Source organism: Streptomyces stoeckheimensis (assembly GCF_045822005.1).
GTDB lineage: Bacteria > Actinomycetota > Actinomycetes > Streptomycetales > Streptomycetaceae > Streptomyces > Streptomyces stoeckheimensis.
In genome coordinates, this window is the sequence record NZ_CP169550.1 from 1,714,354 (window position 1) to 1,731,697 (window position 17,344).

15 protein-coding genes are annotated in these 17,344 nt (G+C 72.8%); 11 read left to right on the top strand and 4 right to left on the bottom strand.

The annotated features are described in order from the left end of the window. The first annotated feature begins 44 nt into the window (after nucleotides 1–44). From ACE1OC_RS08105 to ACE1OC_RS08125, 5 genes are all read left to right on the top strand, one after another. On the top strand, nucleotides 45–1,307 hold the full coding sequence (locus ACE1OC_RS08105) for an ABC transporter substrate-binding protein (protein WP_407836424.1): 1,263 nt from the start codon (nucleotides 45–47) through the stop codon (nucleotides 1,305–1,307). A 16-nt stretch (nucleotides 1,308–1,323) separates the two neighbouring features. After that, the gene (locus ACE1OC_RS08110; RefSeq protein WP_407836425.1) at nucleotides 1,324–4,332 is read left to right on the top strand and encodes an ABC transporter permease subunit; all 3,009 of its coding nucleotides are present in this window, start codon (nucleotides 1,324–1,326) and stop codon (nucleotides 4,330–4,332) included. Beyond that, nucleotides 4,329–5,132, top strand: a complete 804-nt coding sequence (locus tag ACE1OC_RS08115) for an ABC transporter ATP-binding protein (protein WP_407836426.1) — start codon at nucleotides 4,329–4,331, stop codon at nucleotides 5,130–5,132. Before ACE1OC_RS08110 ends, ACE1OC_RS08115 begins: the two co-directional genes overlap by 4 nt. 159 nt (nucleotides 5,133–5,291) lie before the next feature. Beyond that, entirely contained in the window at nucleotides 5,292–6,140 is an 849-nt protein-coding gene (locus ACE1OC_RS08120; protein ID WP_407836427.1) for an aldo/keto reductase, read from the top strand. Nucleotides 6,141–6,147: 7 nt separating this feature from the next. Next, on the top strand, nucleotides 6,148–6,588 hold the full coding sequence (locus tag ACE1OC_RS08125; RefSeq protein WP_407836428.1) for an RICIN domain-containing protein: 441 nt from the start codon (nucleotides 6,148–6,150) through the stop codon (nucleotides 6,586–6,588). Nucleotides 6,589–6,656: 68 nt separating this feature from the next. Here the strand turns inward: ACE1OC_RS08125 and ACE1OC_RS08130 are convergent, their stop codons facing one another. Together ACE1OC_RS08130 and ACE1OC_RS08135 are read right to left on the bottom strand one after the other, a co-directional pair. Then, a complete protein-coding gene (locus tag ACE1OC_RS08130) occupies nucleotides 6,657–7,421 on the bottom strand; it encodes a class I SAM-dependent methyltransferase (protein ID WP_407836429.1) in 765 nt (254 codons plus the stop codon). A 17-nt stretch (nucleotides 7,422–7,438) separates the two neighbouring features. Further along, entirely contained in the window at nucleotides 7,439–7,744 is a 306-nt protein-coding gene (locus ACE1OC_RS08135; protein ID WP_407836430.1) for a 4a-hydroxytetrahydrobiopterin dehydratase, read from the bottom strand. A 215-nt stretch (nucleotides 7,745–7,959) separates the two neighbouring features. Here ACE1OC_RS08135 and ACE1OC_RS08140 point away from each other — a divergent pair, with 215 nt between their 5' ends. Further along, nucleotides 7,960–9,765, top strand: a complete 1,806-nt coding sequence (locus ACE1OC_RS08140; RefSeq protein WP_407836431.1) for a hydroxysqualene dehydroxylase — start codon at nucleotides 7,960–7,962, stop codon at nucleotides 9,763–9,765. A 37-nt stretch (nucleotides 9,766–9,802) separates the two neighbouring features. Further along, on the top strand, nucleotides 9,803–10,624 hold the full coding sequence (locus ACE1OC_RS08145; protein WP_407836432.1) for a helix-turn-helix domain-containing protein: 822 nt from the start codon (nucleotides 9,803–9,805) through the stop codon (nucleotides 10,622–10,624). Between the two features lie 19 nt (nucleotides 10,625–10,643). Here the strand turns inward: ACE1OC_RS08145 and ACE1OC_RS08150 are convergent, their stop codons facing one another. Next, nucleotides 10,644–11,066, bottom strand: coding sequence for a hypothetical protein (locus tag ACE1OC_RS08150; RefSeq protein ID WP_407836433.1), 423 nt, complete (start codon nucleotides 11,064–11,066; stop codon nucleotides 10,644–10,646). Nucleotides 11,067–11,358: 292 nt separating this feature from the next. Here ACE1OC_RS08150 and ACE1OC_RS08155 point away from each other — a divergent pair, with 292 nt between their 5' ends. The 4 genes from ACE1OC_RS08155 to ACE1OC_RS08170 all read left to right on the top strand — a co-directional run bounded on the left by ACE1OC_RS08155 (nucleotide 11,359) and on the right by ACE1OC_RS08170 (nucleotide 15,718). After that, nucleotides 11,359–12,399 carry a hypothetical protein gene (locus ACE1OC_RS08155; protein WP_407836434.1) on the top strand — a complete coding sequence of 347 codons (1,041 nt, stop codon included), beginning with the start codon at nucleotides 11,359–11,361 and terminating at the stop codon, nucleotides 12,397–12,399. Next, complete coding sequence (locus ACE1OC_RS08160) at nucleotides 12,396–12,956, top strand: toxin-antitoxin system, toxin component (RefSeq protein ID WP_407836435.1); 561 nt, start codon at nucleotides 12,396–12,398, stop codon at nucleotides 12,954–12,956. The genes ACE1OC_RS08155 and ACE1OC_RS08160 overlap by 4 nt, the downstream gene beginning before the upstream one ends. Nucleotides 12,957–13,059: 103 nt before the next feature. Beyond that, entirely contained in the window at nucleotides 13,060–14,532 is a 1,473-nt protein-coding gene (locus ACE1OC_RS08165; protein WP_407836436.1) for an NAD(P)/FAD-dependent oxidoreductase, read from the top strand. 7 nt (nucleotides 14,533–14,539) lie between these two features. After that, entirely contained in the window at nucleotides 14,540–15,718 is a 1,179-nt protein-coding gene (locus ACE1OC_RS08170) for an MAB_1171c family putative transporter (protein ID WP_407836437.1), read from the top strand. 28 nt (nucleotides 15,719–15,746) lie between these two features. Here ACE1OC_RS08170 and ACE1OC_RS08175 read toward each other — a convergent pair whose 3' ends face one another. Beyond that, the gene (locus tag ACE1OC_RS08175) at nucleotides 15,747–17,285 is read right to left on the bottom strand and encodes a peptide MFS transporter (protein WP_407836438.1); all 1,539 of its coding nucleotides are present in this window, start codon (nucleotides 17,283–17,285) and stop codon (nucleotides 15,747–15,749) included. Nucleotides 17,286–17,344 lie beyond the last annotated feature (59 nt).

Consider the following 17,344-nt stretch of genomic DNA (forward strand, 5'->3'; position numbering starts at 1 on the left):
GTCGCACACAGAATGCGGGGATTCCGACCGGAGGGGATCCACACATGTTGCGACCGATCCGCACCCTGGCCGCCGCTGCAGCGGCGCTCGCGCTCGTCTCCGCCTGCAACTCCGCCTCCAACAGCGCCTCCCCCGACAAGCCGGGAGCCGCCGGCACCTCCCGCGGGGTGAGCGCCGACTCGATCAAGGTCGGCGGCATCGTGTCGATGACCAGCGCCAGCGGCTACAGCAAGAAGGACACCGACCTCGGGGCGAAGGCCCGCTACGCGAGAGCCAACGCCGAGGGCGGGATCAACGGCCGCAAGATCGACTACATCGGCGCCGAGGACGACGGGCAGGACCCCGCCAAGAACCTCGCGGCGGCCCGCAAACTCGTCCAGCAGGACAAGGTGTTCGCGGTCTCCCCCATGAGCTCGGTCACCTTCACCGGCGCCGACTTCCTGGAACAGGAGAAGGTGCCCACCTTCGGCTGGGGCACGCTGCCCTCCTTCTGCGGACCGAAGTTCATCTACGGGTTCAACGGCTGCCTCGTCCCCACCCCCGGCGGCACCATCAACCAGACCTGGCCCGAGGGCATCGGCAAGGTGCTCGGCGGCGCCGCGGGCAAGTCGGTCGCGATCATCGCCAACGACAGCGACGCCGGGAAGTTCGGCGTGCGCACCTTCCAGCAGGGCTTCACCAGCGCCGGGTTCAAGGTCTCCTACGCCAAGGCCTCGGTGCCCGGCACCGCCGTGCCGAGCGACTGGTCGGCGTACGTCAAGGAGATCCTCGAGAGCAACGACGGCAAGGCCCCCGACGCGGTCGTCTCCGTCATGCAGACCCCCAACAACATCGGGCTGTTCACCTCGCTCAAGCGCAGCGGGTACAAGGGGCTGCTCTCCGACCCGACCGACTACGACCCGGGTCTGCTCGCCAAGGACGCCACCAAGCAGGCCCTGGACGGCGTGCACGTCCTGCTGCAGTTCGAGCCGTTCGAGTCGACGAACCCGAAGATGGCCCAGTTCAAGGCCGACATCAAGGCCGCCAACGGCGGGCAGGACATCCCCCTCAACATGCACATGATGACGGGCTACATGTCGGCCGACCTGTTCGTGTCCATCGCGCAGAAGGCCGGCAAGGACCTGACCGTCGAGTCCTTCCAGGCAGCCGCACAGGGCTTCTCCGACACCGGCACCCTCGTCGGCGACCGCGCGGAGCCCAAGGGCCAGAAGGACAGCTTCGGCTGCGGCGCGCTCGTCCAGCTGAAGAACGGCGCGTACGAGGTCTCCGTACCGTTCAAGTGCTACGAGCCCATCCCCTTCAAGTAGGGGCCGGGGAAACCGAATGGGAGATCTGCTCGCCTTCGTACTGAGCGGTCTGGTGTCCGGCGCCCTGTACGCACTGCTGGCCACCGGCCTGGTGCTGTCGTACTCGGCGTCCGGGCTGTTCAACTTCGCGCACGGGGCCACCGCCTACCTGTGCGCGCTCACCTTCTACGAACTGCACTCCGGGCTCGGCTGGCCGGCCGTCCCGGCGGCGCTGCTCGTGGTCCTGGTCCTGGCGCCCGGGCTCGGGTGGGCGCTGGACCGGCTGATGTTCCGGCGGCTCGCGCAGGTCGGCGAGACGGCCCAGATCGTGGCCACCATCGGCCTGCTGGTCGCCCTGCCGGCGGCCGGGCTGTGGACGGTGGAGCTCCTGACCGACGCGGGAGCTCCGCTCAAGCCCGCGGAGAACCAGTTCGGGCTGCCGGGGGTGGGGCCGAGCCCCGCGAAGTCCTGGCAGCTCACCGCCGACGTGGGCATCGACTCCGACCAGCTGATCACCTGGGTGGCCACGGCCCTCGTGGCGGTCGCCCTGTGGGTGCTGATGCGGCACACCCGGCTGGGGCTGCGGCTGCGGGCCGCCGTCGACAACCGCTCGCTCACCGAGCTGCGCGGGATCGACGCCGACCGGCTGTCCTCCGTGGCGTGGATGATCGCCTCGGGGCTGGCCGGGCTGGCGGGGGTCCTGGCGACTCCGCTGCTGGGGCTGTCCGCGCACGATTTCACGCTGTTCCTGTTCGTGTCGGCCACGGCGGCCGTCATCGGACGGTTCGCCTCCGTCCCGCTCGCCTTCGCGGGCGGGCTGGGGCTCGGAGTACTGCAGAACCTGGTCGTCGGCTACGCGTCCTTCGCAGACTCCATCACCGGCTTCAGGACGGCCGTGCCCTTCCTGATCCTGTTCGGCGGGCTGCTGGTGCTCACCCGGCGGGCCCGGGCGGCCGGGACCGCCGCCGTGGACGTGGCCTCGCCCGACCATCTGGCCGGGGCTCCGTGGGGGCGGCGGTGGGGGGTGTGGACCGCCGGCGCGGTACTGCTGTGCACGGCCTTCTACACCGTGACCACCCCGTTCTGGAGCGGGCTCCTCGCCCAAGGGCTCGCGCTGGCCCTGGTGTTCATGTCCTTCACCGTGGTCACCGGGCTCGGGGCGATGGTGTCCCTGGCCCAGGGCACCTTCGTGACCGGGGCCGCGCTGGTGGCCGGACTGCTGATGAGCCGCGGGTGGCCGTTCTTCGCGGCACTGGCGGTCGGCACCTGCGTGGCCGCGCTGCTGGGGGCCCTGGTCGCCCTGCCCGCGCTACGGCTCGGGGGGCGCTCCCTGGCACTGGCGACGCTGGCCCTGGCCTTCCTGGCGGACCAGGTGCTCTTCCAGATGCGGTGGCTGCGCAACGGGGACTCCGGGTGGTCGATCCCGCGGCCCGTCATCGGACCGGTGGACCTCTCCGACGACCGGGCGCTGGGGGTGGCGCTGGTCCTGCTGGTCGCGGCGGTCGCCGCCGGGCTGAGCGCGCTGCGGGGCTCTCCCTCGGGCCGGGCGATGCTCGCCGTACGGTCGGCTCCCGCGGCCGCGATGGCCTCCGGGGTGTCCGTGCTGCGGACGAAGCTGCTGCTGTTCACGCTGTCGGCGGGGCTGGCCGGGTTCGGGGGCGTGATGTACGCCTCGTACAACACCCGCATCACCGCTACGGACTTCACGGCGATGACCGGGCTGGTGTGGCTGGCGGTGGTCGTCGCGGCGGGTGTGCGCAGGCCGCAGTACGCGGTGGTGGCGGGGCTGGTCTTCGCCGTCGCTCCGCGGGTCATGGCGGACTACGTGACGGAGTCCGCGCACCTGCCGGTGATCCTGTTCGGGCTGGCGGGGTTGGCCTTGGCCAACGATCCCGACGGGTACTGCGCGGCGGTGCCGGTGCGGCGGGCTCGGCGGCGGGCGGGTTCCGCGGCCGGGACGGGCGCTTCGGCCGCAGCCGGGGCCTCGTCCGGGGCAGTGCCCGGGGCCCGGGACGTTGGTAAGGCCGAGGCCGCTGCCGTTCCCGCGGCTCGGGTCGGTGGCGGCGGGGTGGGCCCTGCGGGGCTTTCCCCCACCCCGCCCCTTCCCGAAACCGGGCTCCGCCCGGACCCGTCGGGGGCTCCGCCCCCGGACCCCCGCGCCTCAAACGCCGGCGAGGCTGGATGTGCCGGGGCCCGGGGCGGAGCCCCGGTTTCGGGAAGGGGCGGGGTGGGGGAAAGCCCCGCAGGGCAACCGGCCGCAGCCGGGACGGCTCCGGACCGGCCCGCCCGGGCCCACGCCACCGGGGAGACGCCCCCACCGAGCCGGCCCGCCCGCGGGCAGGCCACTCCGGAGCCGCCCGCCCTGGAGCTGCGCGGTGTCACCGCCGGGTACGACGGGGGGCTCGTGCTGCACGGGGTGGACCTCGTCGTGCGGTGCGGCGAGATCCTCGCCGTGCTCGGGCCCAACGGGGCCGGGAAGAGCACCGCCTGCCGGGTGGCGGCCGGGGCGCTGCCCGTCGTCGGCGGGACCGTCCACGTGGCCGGGCGGGACGCCACCCGCGACGGCGCCGTGGGCCGCTCCCGGGCGGGGGTGCTGCTCGCACCCGAGGGCCGGGGGATCTTCCCCTCGCTCAGCATCGAGGAGAACCTCGCCCTCTACCTGAGGGACCCGGGCGAACGCGACGCCGTCTACGACCGGTTCCCCCGGCTGCGCGAGCGACGCACGGTCCCCGCCGGGTCGTTGTCCGGTGGCGAGCAGCAGATGCTGGCGCTCGCACCGCTGTTGCAGCGGCCGCCCGGGGTGCTGATCGCGGACGAGCCCTCCCTCGGGCTCGCACCGCGCGTGGTGGACGAGGTGTACGGGCTGCTCATGGAGCTCCGCGCCGCCGGCACCGCACTGCTGCTGGTGGAGGAGAAGGCGGCCGAGATCCTCGGGATCGCCGACACCGTCGCCTACCTCTCGCAGGGCCGCGTCTCCTGGTGCGGCCCGCGCTCCGAGGTGGAGGCGGACCGGCTGACCGAGGCCTACCTGGGGATGGCGACATGAGCGCGGGCGAAGCCCCGTACGAGGGGACGCACGAAGGGACGTACGTCCTGGAGGCCCGCGGCGTCAGCGTCCGGTTCGGCGGGGTCAAGGCGCTGACGGGCGTGGACCTCGGGATCCGGGCCGGCGAGGTGTGCGGGCTGATCGGGCCGAACGGGGCGGGGAAGACCACCCTGTTCGACGTGCTGTCCGGGATCCGGCGGCCCGACCAGGGCCGGATGCTGCTCGACGGGGTGGACGTCACCCGGCGCTCCCCCGTCTGGCGGGCCCGGCACGGCATGCGCCGGACCTTCCAGCGCCAGCAGTTGTTCGGGCAGCTCAGCGTGGCCGACAACGTCCTCGTCGCGCAGGAGTGGCGGGGCGGGGGCGGCGGCCTCGCCGCCGACCTGGTCGCCTCGCCCACCCGGCGCCGCCGCGAGCGGGAGCGTCGGGAGCGGGCCGCCCGGGTGCTGGCCGACTGCGGCATCGGCGCGCTCGGGGACGCGTACGCCGGCGGTCTGCCGGTGGGGCGGGCCCGGATGGTCGAGCTGGCCCGCGCCGTGGCCGATCCGCCCCGGGTGCTGCTCCTGGACGAGCCCGCGTCGGGCATGTCCGCGCCCGAACGCGAGCAGCTGGCGGCGGTCGTGCGCCGGCTCGCCGAGGAGGAGGGCTGTGCGGTGCTGCTGGTCGAGCACAACGTCGCCTTCGTGATGGACCTCTGCACCCGCGTGGTGGTCCTGGACCTGGGCACCGTCCTCGCCGAGGGCACGGCCGCCGAGGTACGGGCCAACGCGCTGGTCCGGGAGGCGTACCTCGGGGCGTAGGACCGCCACGCTCCCGTTCCCGCCGTACGGATTCACCCGTACGGCGGGAATAGGCCACGCCGGGGCCCGGTTGTCGCCGGTCGTACGGGCCTGCGCGCCAGCGCCCGTACGACCGGCAGTCAGCACCCGCACCAGCGACGACCAGAGAGAACGACCGACGTGAACCAGGTCCCCGGCATCAAGCTCAACAACGGCACGCTCATGCCCCAGCTCGGCTACGGCGTCTGGCAGGTTCCGGACGCCGAGGCGGAGCAGGCCGTCCGGACCGCGCTGGAGGCGGGCTACCGCAGCATCGACACGGCCTCCGTCTACGGCAACGAGGAGGGCACCGGCAAGGCCATCGCCTCCGCCGGAGTGCCGCGCGAGGAGCTCTTCGTCACCACCAAGCTGTGGAACGGCAAGTCCGAGACCTGGGGCCGGGACAACGTCCTGCGCGAGTTCGACGCCTCGCTCGCCAAGCTGGGCCTCGACGAGATCGACCTGTACCTGATCCACTGGCCGCGCCCGATGCGCGACGACTTCCTCGCCATCTGGAAGACCTTCGAGGAGATCGCGCAGAGCGGCCGCGCCAAGGCCGTCGGCGTGTCCAACTTCCGCCCCGCCGACCTGGAACGGCTCGGCGCCGAGAGCTCCCTGGTCCCGGCCGTGAACCAGATCGAGCTGCACCCGCTGCTCCCCCAGAGCGAGCTGCGCGCCCTGCACGCGCGCCTGGGCATCGCCACCGAGGCCTGGTCCCCGCTCGGCCAGGGCAAGGACCTGCTGACCCTGCCCGCCGTCACCGAGATCGCCGCCAAGCACGGCCGCTCGGCCGCGCAGGTGGTCCTGCGCTGGCACCTCCAGCTGGGCAACGTCGTGATCCCGAAGTCCGTGACCCCGGCGCGGATCCGGGAGAACCTCGACGTCTTCGGCTTCGAGCTGGACGCCGGGGACGTGGCCGCGCTGGACGCGCTCGGCGCGGGCGGGTCGGGCCGCCGGATCGGTCCCGACCCGGCCGAGTTCGACTACTGAGCCGCCGGTGAGCGAGCCGACGAGAGGGACGAAGGCGCTTGAGGGCGTCTACCGGATCCGCAATGCCGAGAGCGGGCTGCTGCTCCAGGTGGAGAGCGGCAACCGGGTCTGGGTCGGGCCGGACGGCGAGCCGGCCGCGGCCCGGCAGTGGGAGATCACCCCGGTGCACAGCGGCGGCGGGATCTTCCACCTGGTCAGCGTCCACAACGGCAAGCGGCTCGACGTCGCGAACGCCTCGACCGAGAGCGGCACCCGGGTCCAGGTGTGGAAGGCGAACGCCTTCGGGGCGCAGGAGTGGGTCGTGGAGGAGCACCTCGACGACCCCGGCGTGGTCTCGCTGATCGCCGCGATCAGCGGTCTGCCGCTGGAGGCGGACGCGGAGGGCCGGGCCCGGCAGTGCGAGGACACCGACTCCCCGGCGCAGTGGTGGCGCCTGGAGCCCGCCTGAGGACGGGGCGGGGGCGGGGCGGGGGTCATTGGCCCCGTCGCCTCTACCCCCCGCCCCGCCCCCGCCCGTCAGGCCCGTACGAAGGCGTGCAGCCGGTACGTCGGCTCCGCGCGCGGGGTGTCCGGTCCGGGCAGGAGTTCCAGCCGGTCCGCGAGTTCGCGCGGGGTGATCCCGCGCGGGTGGACCCGGGAGGCGTACCGCCCGGCGAGCAGCGCTTCCGCGGCCCCGCGCGGGGTGCGGCCCTGGCCGTGACCGGTGAAGAGGGCTTCGCCCGCGGGGCGCAGGCCCACCGCGGCGGCATGGCCGGTGACGGCCTGGACGGAGTCGGCGGGGGTGGCGGTGAGGTGCTCGGCGAGCACCACGTCGATGTCGCTCCCCACGTCGTGGGCGGCGTCCTTGTCGACGGTGGTGACGAACACCCCGCCGGGCCGCAGCACCCGCCCGGCCTCGGCGATCACGGCGGCCACCAGGCCCGGTGAGCGCAGCAGGTGCAGCAGCCAGACCGCGCTGACCGCGTCGAGCGAGCCCGTGCGGAAGGGGAGCCGGGTCCCGGAGGCCAGGAGCACCGGGATCCCCCGGGAGCGCGCCATGGCGGCCATCCCGTACGAGGTGTCCGCGCCGAGGACCCGCAGCCCCGGGCGGGCGGCGGCGATGCGGGTGGTGACGATGCCCGTGCCGCAGCCGAGGTCGAGCAGGGTGACGGTGTCGGGCGGGAGCAGGCCGAGGACCGCCGTGGCGGCGGCCTCGGCGCGCGGGACCCCGCCGCGGGTGGCGTCGTAGGCCTCGGCTTCGGCGTCGTAGTCGAGGAGCGGTCTCGGCGTGGGCACGTGCATCGGCGGAGCTTCCGGCATCAGGCGGCGCCGTGGGCGGGGGCCAGGGACTCGACGCGCTCGGCGAGGGTGAAGTCGGCGTCGGTGACGGCGTCTCCGGCGTCGTGCGTGTTCACCGAGAGGCGGACGGTGTTGTAGCCGAGGGTGAGGTCGGAGTGGTGGTTCAACTCCTGCTGCACACTGGCGATATGGCTGACCAGCGCGCTCGCCGCGAAATGGCTGCCCAGCCGGTAGGTGCGGGTGATCCGGTCGTCCTCGAAGGCCCAGCCGGGGAGTTCCCGCAGCCGGTCCTCGATCTCCTTCTGCGAAAGCGGCTCTCTCGACATCCGCAGGCTCCTTCCCCGTACGTGACTGCCCGATTGACCTGACGTGGAGTCAAGGTTCCCACAGCTCGGGCTTGAGGGAAGGTTTCGCGCCATAGTGCGTGCGGGTACTTCCGTGCCTTCCGTGGCCGTCGCGCCACCCCTATGCTCCTGCGCCGGACGTGACTGTTACCGCCGGTAATACCACCGGGTGCCGACGACATCGAGGGAGCATCACCGTGACGCGCACAGGAAACTCCAGGCGCACGTTCATCGCGGGGGCCGCGGCCACCGCGGGCGGGTTATCGGCCGCCGGGAGCCTCGCGGCCCCGGCCGAGGCCGCCACCGGATCCGCCGCGGCCACCCCACGCGCCGCGGCGGCGGGCGCGCGCCGCGTGGCCGTCCTCGGCGGCGGGGTCGCCGGGCTCACCGCCGCGCACGAACTGGCCGAACGCGGCTACGCCGTCACCGTGTACGAGCGCCGGGCGCTCGGCGGCAAGGCACGCAGCATGGACGTCCCCGGCAGCGCCCGGGGCGGGCGCCGCCCGCTCCCCGCCGAGCACGGCTTCCGCTTCATCCCGGGGATCTACCACAACCTGCCGGACACGATGCGGCGCATCCCCTTCCCCGGCAACGCCAACGGGGTCTGGGACAACCTGGTCGCACCGCGCGAGATGATGTTCGCCCGGGCGGCCGGCCGCGAGGACCTGCGCGCGCCGATCCCCTGGCCGGACCACTCCCCCGCCGAGCTGACCCCCGACGAGCTGCGCCGGGCCCTCACCGGCATCCTCCAGTCGCTGGTCCGCCTCCCGCTGCACGAGACGGCGTACTTCGTCGACCGCGCCCTGGTCTTCCTCACCAGCTGCGACGAGCGGCGCAACGAGCAGTGGGAGCGCACCCCGTGGTGGGAGTTCACCCGGGCCGCACGGATGTCGAGCGAGTACCAGCGGATCCTCGCCATCGGCGTCACCCGCAACATCGTGGCCACCAAGGCCGAGGAGGCCTCGACCCGTACGGTCGGCACGCTCGGCGAGGCCTTCGTCTTCAACCTGCTGGGCCGCGGCGCCGACGGCCCGCCGGACCGGATCCTGAACCTGCCCACCAACGAGGCGTGGATCGACCCGTGGGTAACCCATCTGCGTTCGCTGGGCGTGGAGTTCGCGATCGGGTGGACGGTGCGCGAGGTCCGGTACGGGGACGGTCGCGTGAGCGGGGTCCTCGTCGAGGATCCGGCCGGAGCGGTCCGGACCGTCACCGCCGACCACTACGTCAGCGCACTGCCCGTCGAGCACGCCCGCCGCACCTGGAGCCCGGCGCTGCGCGCGGCCGACCCGATGCTCGGGCGGTGCGACCTGCTGCAGACGGACTGGATGACCGGCATCCAGTTCTACCTCACCGAGCGCGCACCCCTCGTACACGGCCACCTCAACTGCATCGACTCGCCTTGGTCGTTGACGGCGATCCAGCAGGCCGAGCACTGGCCTTCGCGGAACTTCCCCGCCGACTACGGTGACGGCGCGGCCGTGGACTGCCTGTCGGTGGACATCTCCGAGTGGGACAAGCCGGGGATCCTCTACGGGAAGACGGCCAAGCAGTGCACCCGCGAGGAGGTCGCCCGCGAGGTGTGGGCGCAGCTGAAGGCCTCACTCAACGACACCGGCAAGACCGTCCTGTCGGACGGAAAGCTGCACTCGTGGTTCCTGGACCCGGGTGTGGACGGGATCGGCACCCCCCATCCGACCAACCAGGACCAGCTGTTGATCCACCCGACCGGGACCTTCCACAACCGGCCGAGCGCCGGCACCCGGATCCCGAACTTCTTCCTCAGCGGGGACTACGTGTCCGTCGACATCGACCTCGCGACGATGGAGGGGGCCAACGCCTCGGCCCGGGCGGCAGTCAACTTTCTTCTGGACAAGGATGGTTCGTCTGCTCCCCGGTGCACGGTGCGGCGGCTGTACCGGGCCCCGGAGGTGGAGTCCGCCAAGCGGCACGACCTGTGGCGCTACCGCCTCGGTCTGCGGAACGTCTTCGACGTGGGGTGACCGGGCTGCGGCCGCCCGGCTGGGCTAACGTCGCCGTATGACGACTGCTGCGCCCTTGACGGTAGGCGCCCTGCTGCGCACCTGGCGGGAACGGCGCGGACTCAGCCAGCTCGAGCTGGCGGGCCGCGCCGACTCCTCCTCCCGGCACATCAGCTTCGTGGAGACGGGCCGGTCCCGGCCGAGCGAGGAGATGGTGCTGCGGCTCGCGGACCACCTGGACGTTCCGATGCGGGACCGCAACGCCCTTCTGGTGGCGGCGGGTTACGCGCCCCGGTACGCGCACACCCCGCTGGACGCCCCCTCGATGGAGGTGCTGCGCGAGGGGCTGGAGCGGCTGCTGACCGGCTACGAGCCGTATCCGGCGCTGGTAGTGAACGCCACGTACGACGTGGTGGCCGCCAACCGGGGCATCCTGATGCTGATGGAGGGGCTGCCGGAGCACCTGCTGGCCGGCCCCCTCAACGCGATGCGGCTGACCCTGCACCCGGAGGGCCTCGCCCCCCGGATCCGCAACCTGCGCGAGTGGCGCGGGCACCTGCTGGCCCAGATGGAGCGGCAGATCGCACTGGCCCGTTCGGCGCCGCTGCGCGCGCTGTACGAGGAGGTGTCGGCCTATCCGCTGCCCGCGTCGGCTCAGGGGCCCGGCGCGGAGTGGCCGTACCAGGACGGGCCGGTGGAGGCCGTCGCCTACCTCGCGCTCCCCCTGCGGATCGAGCACGACGGGCACCTGCTCTCCTTCGTCTCCTCCATCTCCACCTTCAACACCCCCATGGACGTGACGGTCGCCGAGCTGGCCATCGAGACCCTCCTGCCGGCCGACCCGGCGACGGTGAAGTATTTGAGGTCACTGGCTCCCTGAGGTCACCGGCTCCCCGAGGTCACCGGCGCCCCGAGCCCGCGCGCAGTGCGAGCTGCTGGAGGAGGGCGAAGGAGGCGACGGTGAGCGCCTGCGCCGGGATCCACACCGCCCCGGCGGTGGTGGGCTCGAACCAGACGACGAGGGCGACGAGGCTGAGGGCGGCCCAGGCGTAGTTGCCTTCGATGACGAGCCTGACGGGGAAGACCGGGGGCTGCCGGCGCGATGCCAGCAGGCCGACGCCCGCCCCGTAGAGCACCAGGAACACGCCGAGCCCCAGCACCAGCCCCTGGCCGAGGCCGAGCAGCCTGCCGAGGGGCGCGGAGAAGGCGGCGTAGGCGAGCCCGTTGCCGGTGGTGACGACGGAGTCGAGAGCGAGGAACCGACGCAGCGCGGCCTGCGGGACGGCAGTGCGGGCTACGGCGGTGAACAGGGTTGCGGACATGGCGGATCAGCCTCCGTCGAGGGTCGATTGCGCTGGTGGAGTACGGATGACCCGGGCCCCGGAGCCGAGTGCGCGGCCCCGGAACCCGATGCCCCCACTGTGGCGCCGGAGCCCCCGCCGGGTCGATTACCTCCCGAGTAATGGGCGGCCTCCACCGGGTGGAAGCCCCACCTTTTTTGAGATGGACGGAAAGAAAGGTGGGGGGTACTCCTGTTCGGCCACGAACCGGGGGGATAGGCTTCACGCAGAGCAACCACAACCACCCCTCTCTCTGCTGACGGAGAAACGCCTGGTGCGCGCCGCCGACCGGCCTGACCTCACCGCGGCCTGGGCCCGTGTCGTGGCGTCGGCGGAGCGACACGGCCAGGACCCGGCACGGGTGCTCGCCGTGGAGCGGCTCAGCCACCTGTCCGGGGTCGCCCCGGACCGCGTCCCTGCGGTGCTGGCGGGTACCGCCGCCGAGCTGCCGCTCTGCGACCGGGTGCACCAGCGCTTCCTGCGGCTGCGCGCCACCCGGCGCGACAAGCACGGCAGGGAGTGGTCGCTCGCCGCGATCGCCGAGGACTTCGACGCCCCCGGCGCCTCCCTCGGCCCGCTCAACGCGGGCACCGGACTGCCCCGGCTCGGCCATGCGGCCGGCGTACAGCGGTTCTTCGGGGTCTACCCCGGATTCCTGCTCGCCGACAGCAAGAGCGCGGTGGAGCGCGCCCTGGCCACCACCGCGCCCGAGGGCCGTGCGGAGGGCGCCGCGGACGACCTCGAACACCTCTCGTACCTCACCGGCATCACCCCGGAGGACATCCGGCTCACTCTCGACGGCACACCGCCCCGGCTCCCGCTCAAGGAACAGGTGCGCCGCCGCTTCGAGCACCTGCGCCGCACCCGCCCCCGCGAGGACGGTCAGGCCCACTCCCTCTCCGCCATAGCCGGATCCTTCTGCGCCTCGGGCCAGTCGCTGACCCGCCTCACCCAGGGCGAGGGGCTCCCGAATCTCGCGGCGGCCGCCGGAATCCAGCGCTTCTACGGGGTCGAGAGCGGCTTCCTGATGGCCGGGGACGCCGAGGCGCTGGCCACCTGCCTCGCCGGGATCGAGCGCGAACTGGAATCCGCGCAACGGCCCGCCGAGAACCCGATGCTCGCCGTGATGCGGGCGCACGACGTGCGCAGCATCGTGACCCGGGCGGGCCGGCTCTCGCCGGACGGCTGGAAGTCGCTGGCGGACCACCTGGACGATCTGCTCGCACGGGAAGGGCAGTTGGGCCGCCCGGCCGTCCCGCGTCCGCCGGGCGGCGCCGATGACATCGACCGCAGTTCCGAAGGGGGAGCACGATGAGGACCACACGGGCCATGCGGAAGCTCGGCGACGACCTGCTGGCGGCGGCGCGCCTGACTCCGAGAACGGACGCCCCCGGCATCATCGGCAGCCTGTGCGCCGCCTACGGACGCGGCCGCGACCGGCCGGTGCTGTTCCGGTTCGCCTCGTTCCCGCCCGATACGGCCAGCGGGCTGTGTCTGGAGATGGAGGACCGCGACCTCCTCGTCATCGAGGAGCGCACCCGGCCCGAACACCAGCTCGTCATCGCCTGCCACGAGCTGTGGCACCTGGACGAGGGCACCTGCGACCGGCACGGCCAGGGCATGGCGGTGGCCGCCCGGCTGACGGGCCGGGGCGGCGGTCTGACGGAGCTTCTGCACTCCGAAGACGGGCTGAGCACCGTGCTGCGGCAGGCGGCCGCCCGGGCCGATCGCAGCGATCCCGCGGAGATCCGGGCGGAGACCTTCGGCCTGCACCTCGGAAAGATCCTCAAGACCTTCCTGCCGTCGCCCCGGGAAGAGCAGGTACCCGAGGCGATCGAGCGCATCAAGACCTCGTTCGGCTGTGGACGTTGAGCGGGCCCCGGCCCACGCCCCCGGCGGCTGACCACCGCCTTCCCGCCGACGCACCTACTTCGCCGATGCGCACGCGCACGGCCCTGACAGAGAGCACCACACGATGACCGAGTCCTTCCCGCCCAACCCGGCCCCGCCCTTCCCGCCCAACCCGGCCCGGTCCTCCCCGCCCCGCCACGCCGTCGTCATCGGAGGCAGCATGGCCGGCCTCCTGGCGGCCGCGGTCCTCGCCGAGCACGCGGCGGTCACCATCATCGACGCCGACACCCTGCCCGAGCTCCCGGAGCCCCGGCGCGGACTGCCGCAGGCCCGCCACGTCCACGTCATGTGGTCGGGTGGCGCCCGCGCCATCGAGGACATCCTGCCGGGCATCATGGAGGACTGGACGGAAGCCGGCGCGATCCGCCGCAGCCTGCCCACCGACCTGGTCACGAAGACCGCCCAGGGCTGGATCCCGCGGTACGGGGAGAAGCAGTTCAACATCTCCTGCAGCCGCGACCTCCTCGACTCGGTGGTCCGCGCCCGGGTGATCGCCTTGGAAGGGGTCACCACCCTCCAGCGCAGCCGGGTCCGCTCCCTGGAGGGCTCGGCCGCGCGGATCACCGGCGTCCGCGTCGACACCCCGGAGGAGGAGGGCCGGCTGGTCACCGCCGACCTCGTGGTCGACGCGAGCGGCCGCGGCTCCCGGGCCCGTTCCTGGCTCCAGGCACTCGGTGTGCACGGCATCCGGCAGGCGGAGGTCGACTCCGGCCTGGTCTACGCGACCAGGATCTTCGAGGCCCCCGCGGGAGCCCACGAGATGGGTTTCCCCATCGTCAACGTGCAGTCCGACCCCCGGGTCCCGGTCCCCGGTCAGACCGCGACGATCGTCCCCATCGAGAACGGCCAGTGGCAGGCCACCCTCTCCGGGACCCGGGGCGGCCAGCCCACCGCCGACCCCGACGAGTTCATCCCGTTCGCCAAGGGCATCCGCGACCCGATCGTCGGAGAGCTCCTGGAGGGCAAGAAGCCCCTGACCGACGTCGCCGTCACCCAGGGCACCGCCAACCGCCGGATCTTCTTCGAGAAGGCCGACCTCCCCGACGGCTTCTTCGCCGTCGGCGACTCGGTCGCCACCTTCAACCCGCTCTACGGCCAGGGCATGACGGTCGCGGCCCAGGGCCTGCTCGCCGTCCGCGCCCTCCTGCGCTCCAAGGGCGGCCTGGCCCACCCCTCCGTCGGCATGGAGGCGCAGCGCGCCCTCGCCCCGCAGGTGGCCACCGCCTGGGAGCTCGCCACCTCGCAGGACATCCTGTACCCGGGCGCCACGGGCATGAAGCCGCGTGCCGGCGCCGGCCTGCTCAACTCCTACGTCTCCCGGCTCATGACCGGAGCCACCACCCGGGAGGAGCTGACCGCCGCCTTCCTGGAAGTCATCACCATGACCAGCCCGCCCACCTACTGGGTCAGACCGTCGGTGGTCTGGCAGGTCCTGCGCGCCTCGGACCGGGGTGAGCTCAAGGCCCCGCCGCTGACCGCCGCCGAGCGGACCGTCGCGGGGCTCGACCAAGAGGCCGACCCCGTCGAAGCCCGGTAGACGCGCGATGGCGGACGGGCTCATCCTCTACGTGCCGGGGTTCGTGATCGTCCTGGCACTGGTCATCAAGGCTCCGACACTGCGCAACGGCTGGGACCAGCCGTTGATGCGTGCGGTGTGCACGCTGCTGGTCGTCGGTTCCCTCGCCATGTTCCTGTCCGGTCCGCCGACGATCGCCGCGGTCAACCGGCTCACAGGCGTCGTCAACTTCTCCGCGCCCCTGGTCTACAGCGTGCTCACCGCGTTCTCCGCGTCGTGCATCGTGCTGATCCTGCACTGGGGCGGCGGACCGACCCCCGGCGTCCTGCGGGCCACCCGGATCACCGTGGTGGCGTACAGCGCCGTCGTAGTGACGATCATCTTCCTGTTCGTCATGGGGGACGCGCCCGTGGAGCGGCTGCGGGACCTGGACACGTACTACGCCAACACCCCGTGGATCCGCGAGATGATCGCGCTCTACCTGGCCGCCCACGTCGTGGGCAGCACGGCCTTGAGCCTGCTGTGCTGGAAGTGGCTGCGGCGCGTGGACCCGGCGATGCGGGCGCTGCGGACCGGGCTGGCGCTGCTGATGCTCGGCATGGTGTTGGACGTGGGCTACGGCGTCGCGAAGTGGGCGGCGGTCGGCGCCCGCTGGTCCGGCCGCGACTGGGACGGGCTGTCCACCTACCTCGCGCCGCCGCTCGCCTCCGCGGCGGCCCTGCTGGTGGGGATCGGGTTCATCGTGCCCCTGGTCGGCGAATCGGCCGCCTGGCAGGAGTTCAGCCAGTACCGCCGGCTGCGTCCGCTGTGGAAGGTCCTGCACGGGTTCGCCGCGTCCAGTGTGACGACGGTGCCGCTGACCTGGTGGTCCCCGGTGGGGATCCGGCTGATCCACCGCGAATCGGTGATCGACGACGGGCTGCTGGCCCTCGCCTCCTGGTTCGACCCCGCCGTCCGGAGCGAGGCCTACGAAGCCGCACGCGCCCAGGGCCGGTGCGAGCGGGGCGCCGCTCTCGTGGCGGACGCGGCCGTACTCGCCGTCGCCTGCCTCCGCCGGGCCGCCGCAGGCCGGGGGGAACCGCACCCCGGGTCCGGTCCCGCCGAGCCCTACCGCCTCGGCACCCAGCCCCTGACGGAGCTGGCCCGGGAGTTCCACACCTCACCCGTCGTGGCGGCGGCCCGCCGGCGAGCCGCCGCCCTCGTCTGAAACCGGGCCGGAAGGGCCGCAGGCCCGGTCAGGCCGCGACCGCCACCGCTTCGCGGGCCGCGGCCGCCTCGCCCGTCAGGACCTTGAGCCGCTTGGTGAAGAGGACCATCACCGCGCCGGCCGCGATGACCATGGCGCCCTGCCACAGGAAGTTCCAGCTCTGGCCGATGACCGCGTCGAGCCGGGGCAGCTGGGCGCCGATCGCGTCGCCGGTCGCGGCGGCGAGGAACCACACACCCATCATCTGGTTGGTGAAGGCCCGCGGGGCCAGCTTGGTGGTGACCGAGAGGCCCACCGGGCTCAGGCACATCTCGCCCATCACCTGGATCACGTACACGCCCACCAGCCACATCAGCGAGACCTTGACCCCGCTGGAGGCGATGGCCGCGGCGCTCGACATGACCACGAACGAGGCGCCGGTCAGCAGCAGGGCCAGGCCGAACTTGAACGGGGTGCTCATGTGCTTGCCCCGGCGCACCCAGAAGGCGGCGAAGACGGGGGCCAGGATGATCACGAACAGCGAGGGCAGCGACTGGGTCCAGCTCGCCGGGATGTGCCAGCCGAGCAGGGACAGGTCGGTCTTCTGGGCGGCGAACATGTTCAGCTCGTTGCCCATCTGGTCGTAGACCAGCCAGAACAGCGTGGCGGCCAGGAAGAGCCAGACGTACGCCCGCAGCCGGGTCTTCTCGACCCGGTCGATCTTGGGGCTGCGGTACATCGAGAGCAGCACGCCCGCCGGGACCACCACGGCGACGACCGTCAGCACGAAGGTGATGGTGTCGATGCTCAGCGCGTGCGAGGCGGCCAGCAGGGTGACCAGGACGGCGGTGAAGACCAGGCCGTACGCGGAGGACTTGCCCACCTTGGCCCGCTCGGCCGGGGTGAGCCGGACCACGGGCTCCGCGCGCAGCTGCTCCGACAGGCGCCGGCCGCCCAGGACGTACTGGACCAGGCCGAGGGCCATGCCGACGGCGGCGGCGCCGAAGCCGAGGTGCCAGTTGATCTCCTCGCCGAGGTAGCCGACGACGAGCGGGGCGATGACGGCGCCGAGGTTGATGCCCATGTAGAAGATCGAGTAGCCGGCGTCGCGCCGCTGGTCGTCGTCTGCGGCGTACAGCCGGCCGACCAGCGCGGAGATGTTCGGCTTGAGCAGGCCGGTGCCGATGACGATGAGGACCAGGCCGGGCCAGACGAAGACCGGGTTCGGGACGGCCATCAGGGCGTGGCCGGCCATGATGACCACGCCGCCCCACAGGACGGCCCGCCGGGCGCCGAGGAACCGGTCGGCGATCCAGCCGCCCGGCAGCGCCAGCAGCGAGATCATGGCCATGTAGACGCCTTCCACGGCCTCCGCGGTGCCCTCGTGGAGGCCCATGCCGCCGTGGCCGCGGGAGGCGGCGAGGAAGTGCACGAGGATGGCGACCATGCCGTAGAGGCTGAAACGCTCCCACAGCTCGGCGAGGACGAGGGTGGCGAGCCCGCGCGGGTGGCGCTTCCCGCCCACCGCCGCCGCGTCCGGTGCTGCGTCCGACGCCGGGGGCTTCTGCATGTCCATCGAAGGCTTCACATATTCATTGGAGCCCCGTCCCGGCGAGGCGGGATCGGTCTTTCGGCCCCTTACCGCGG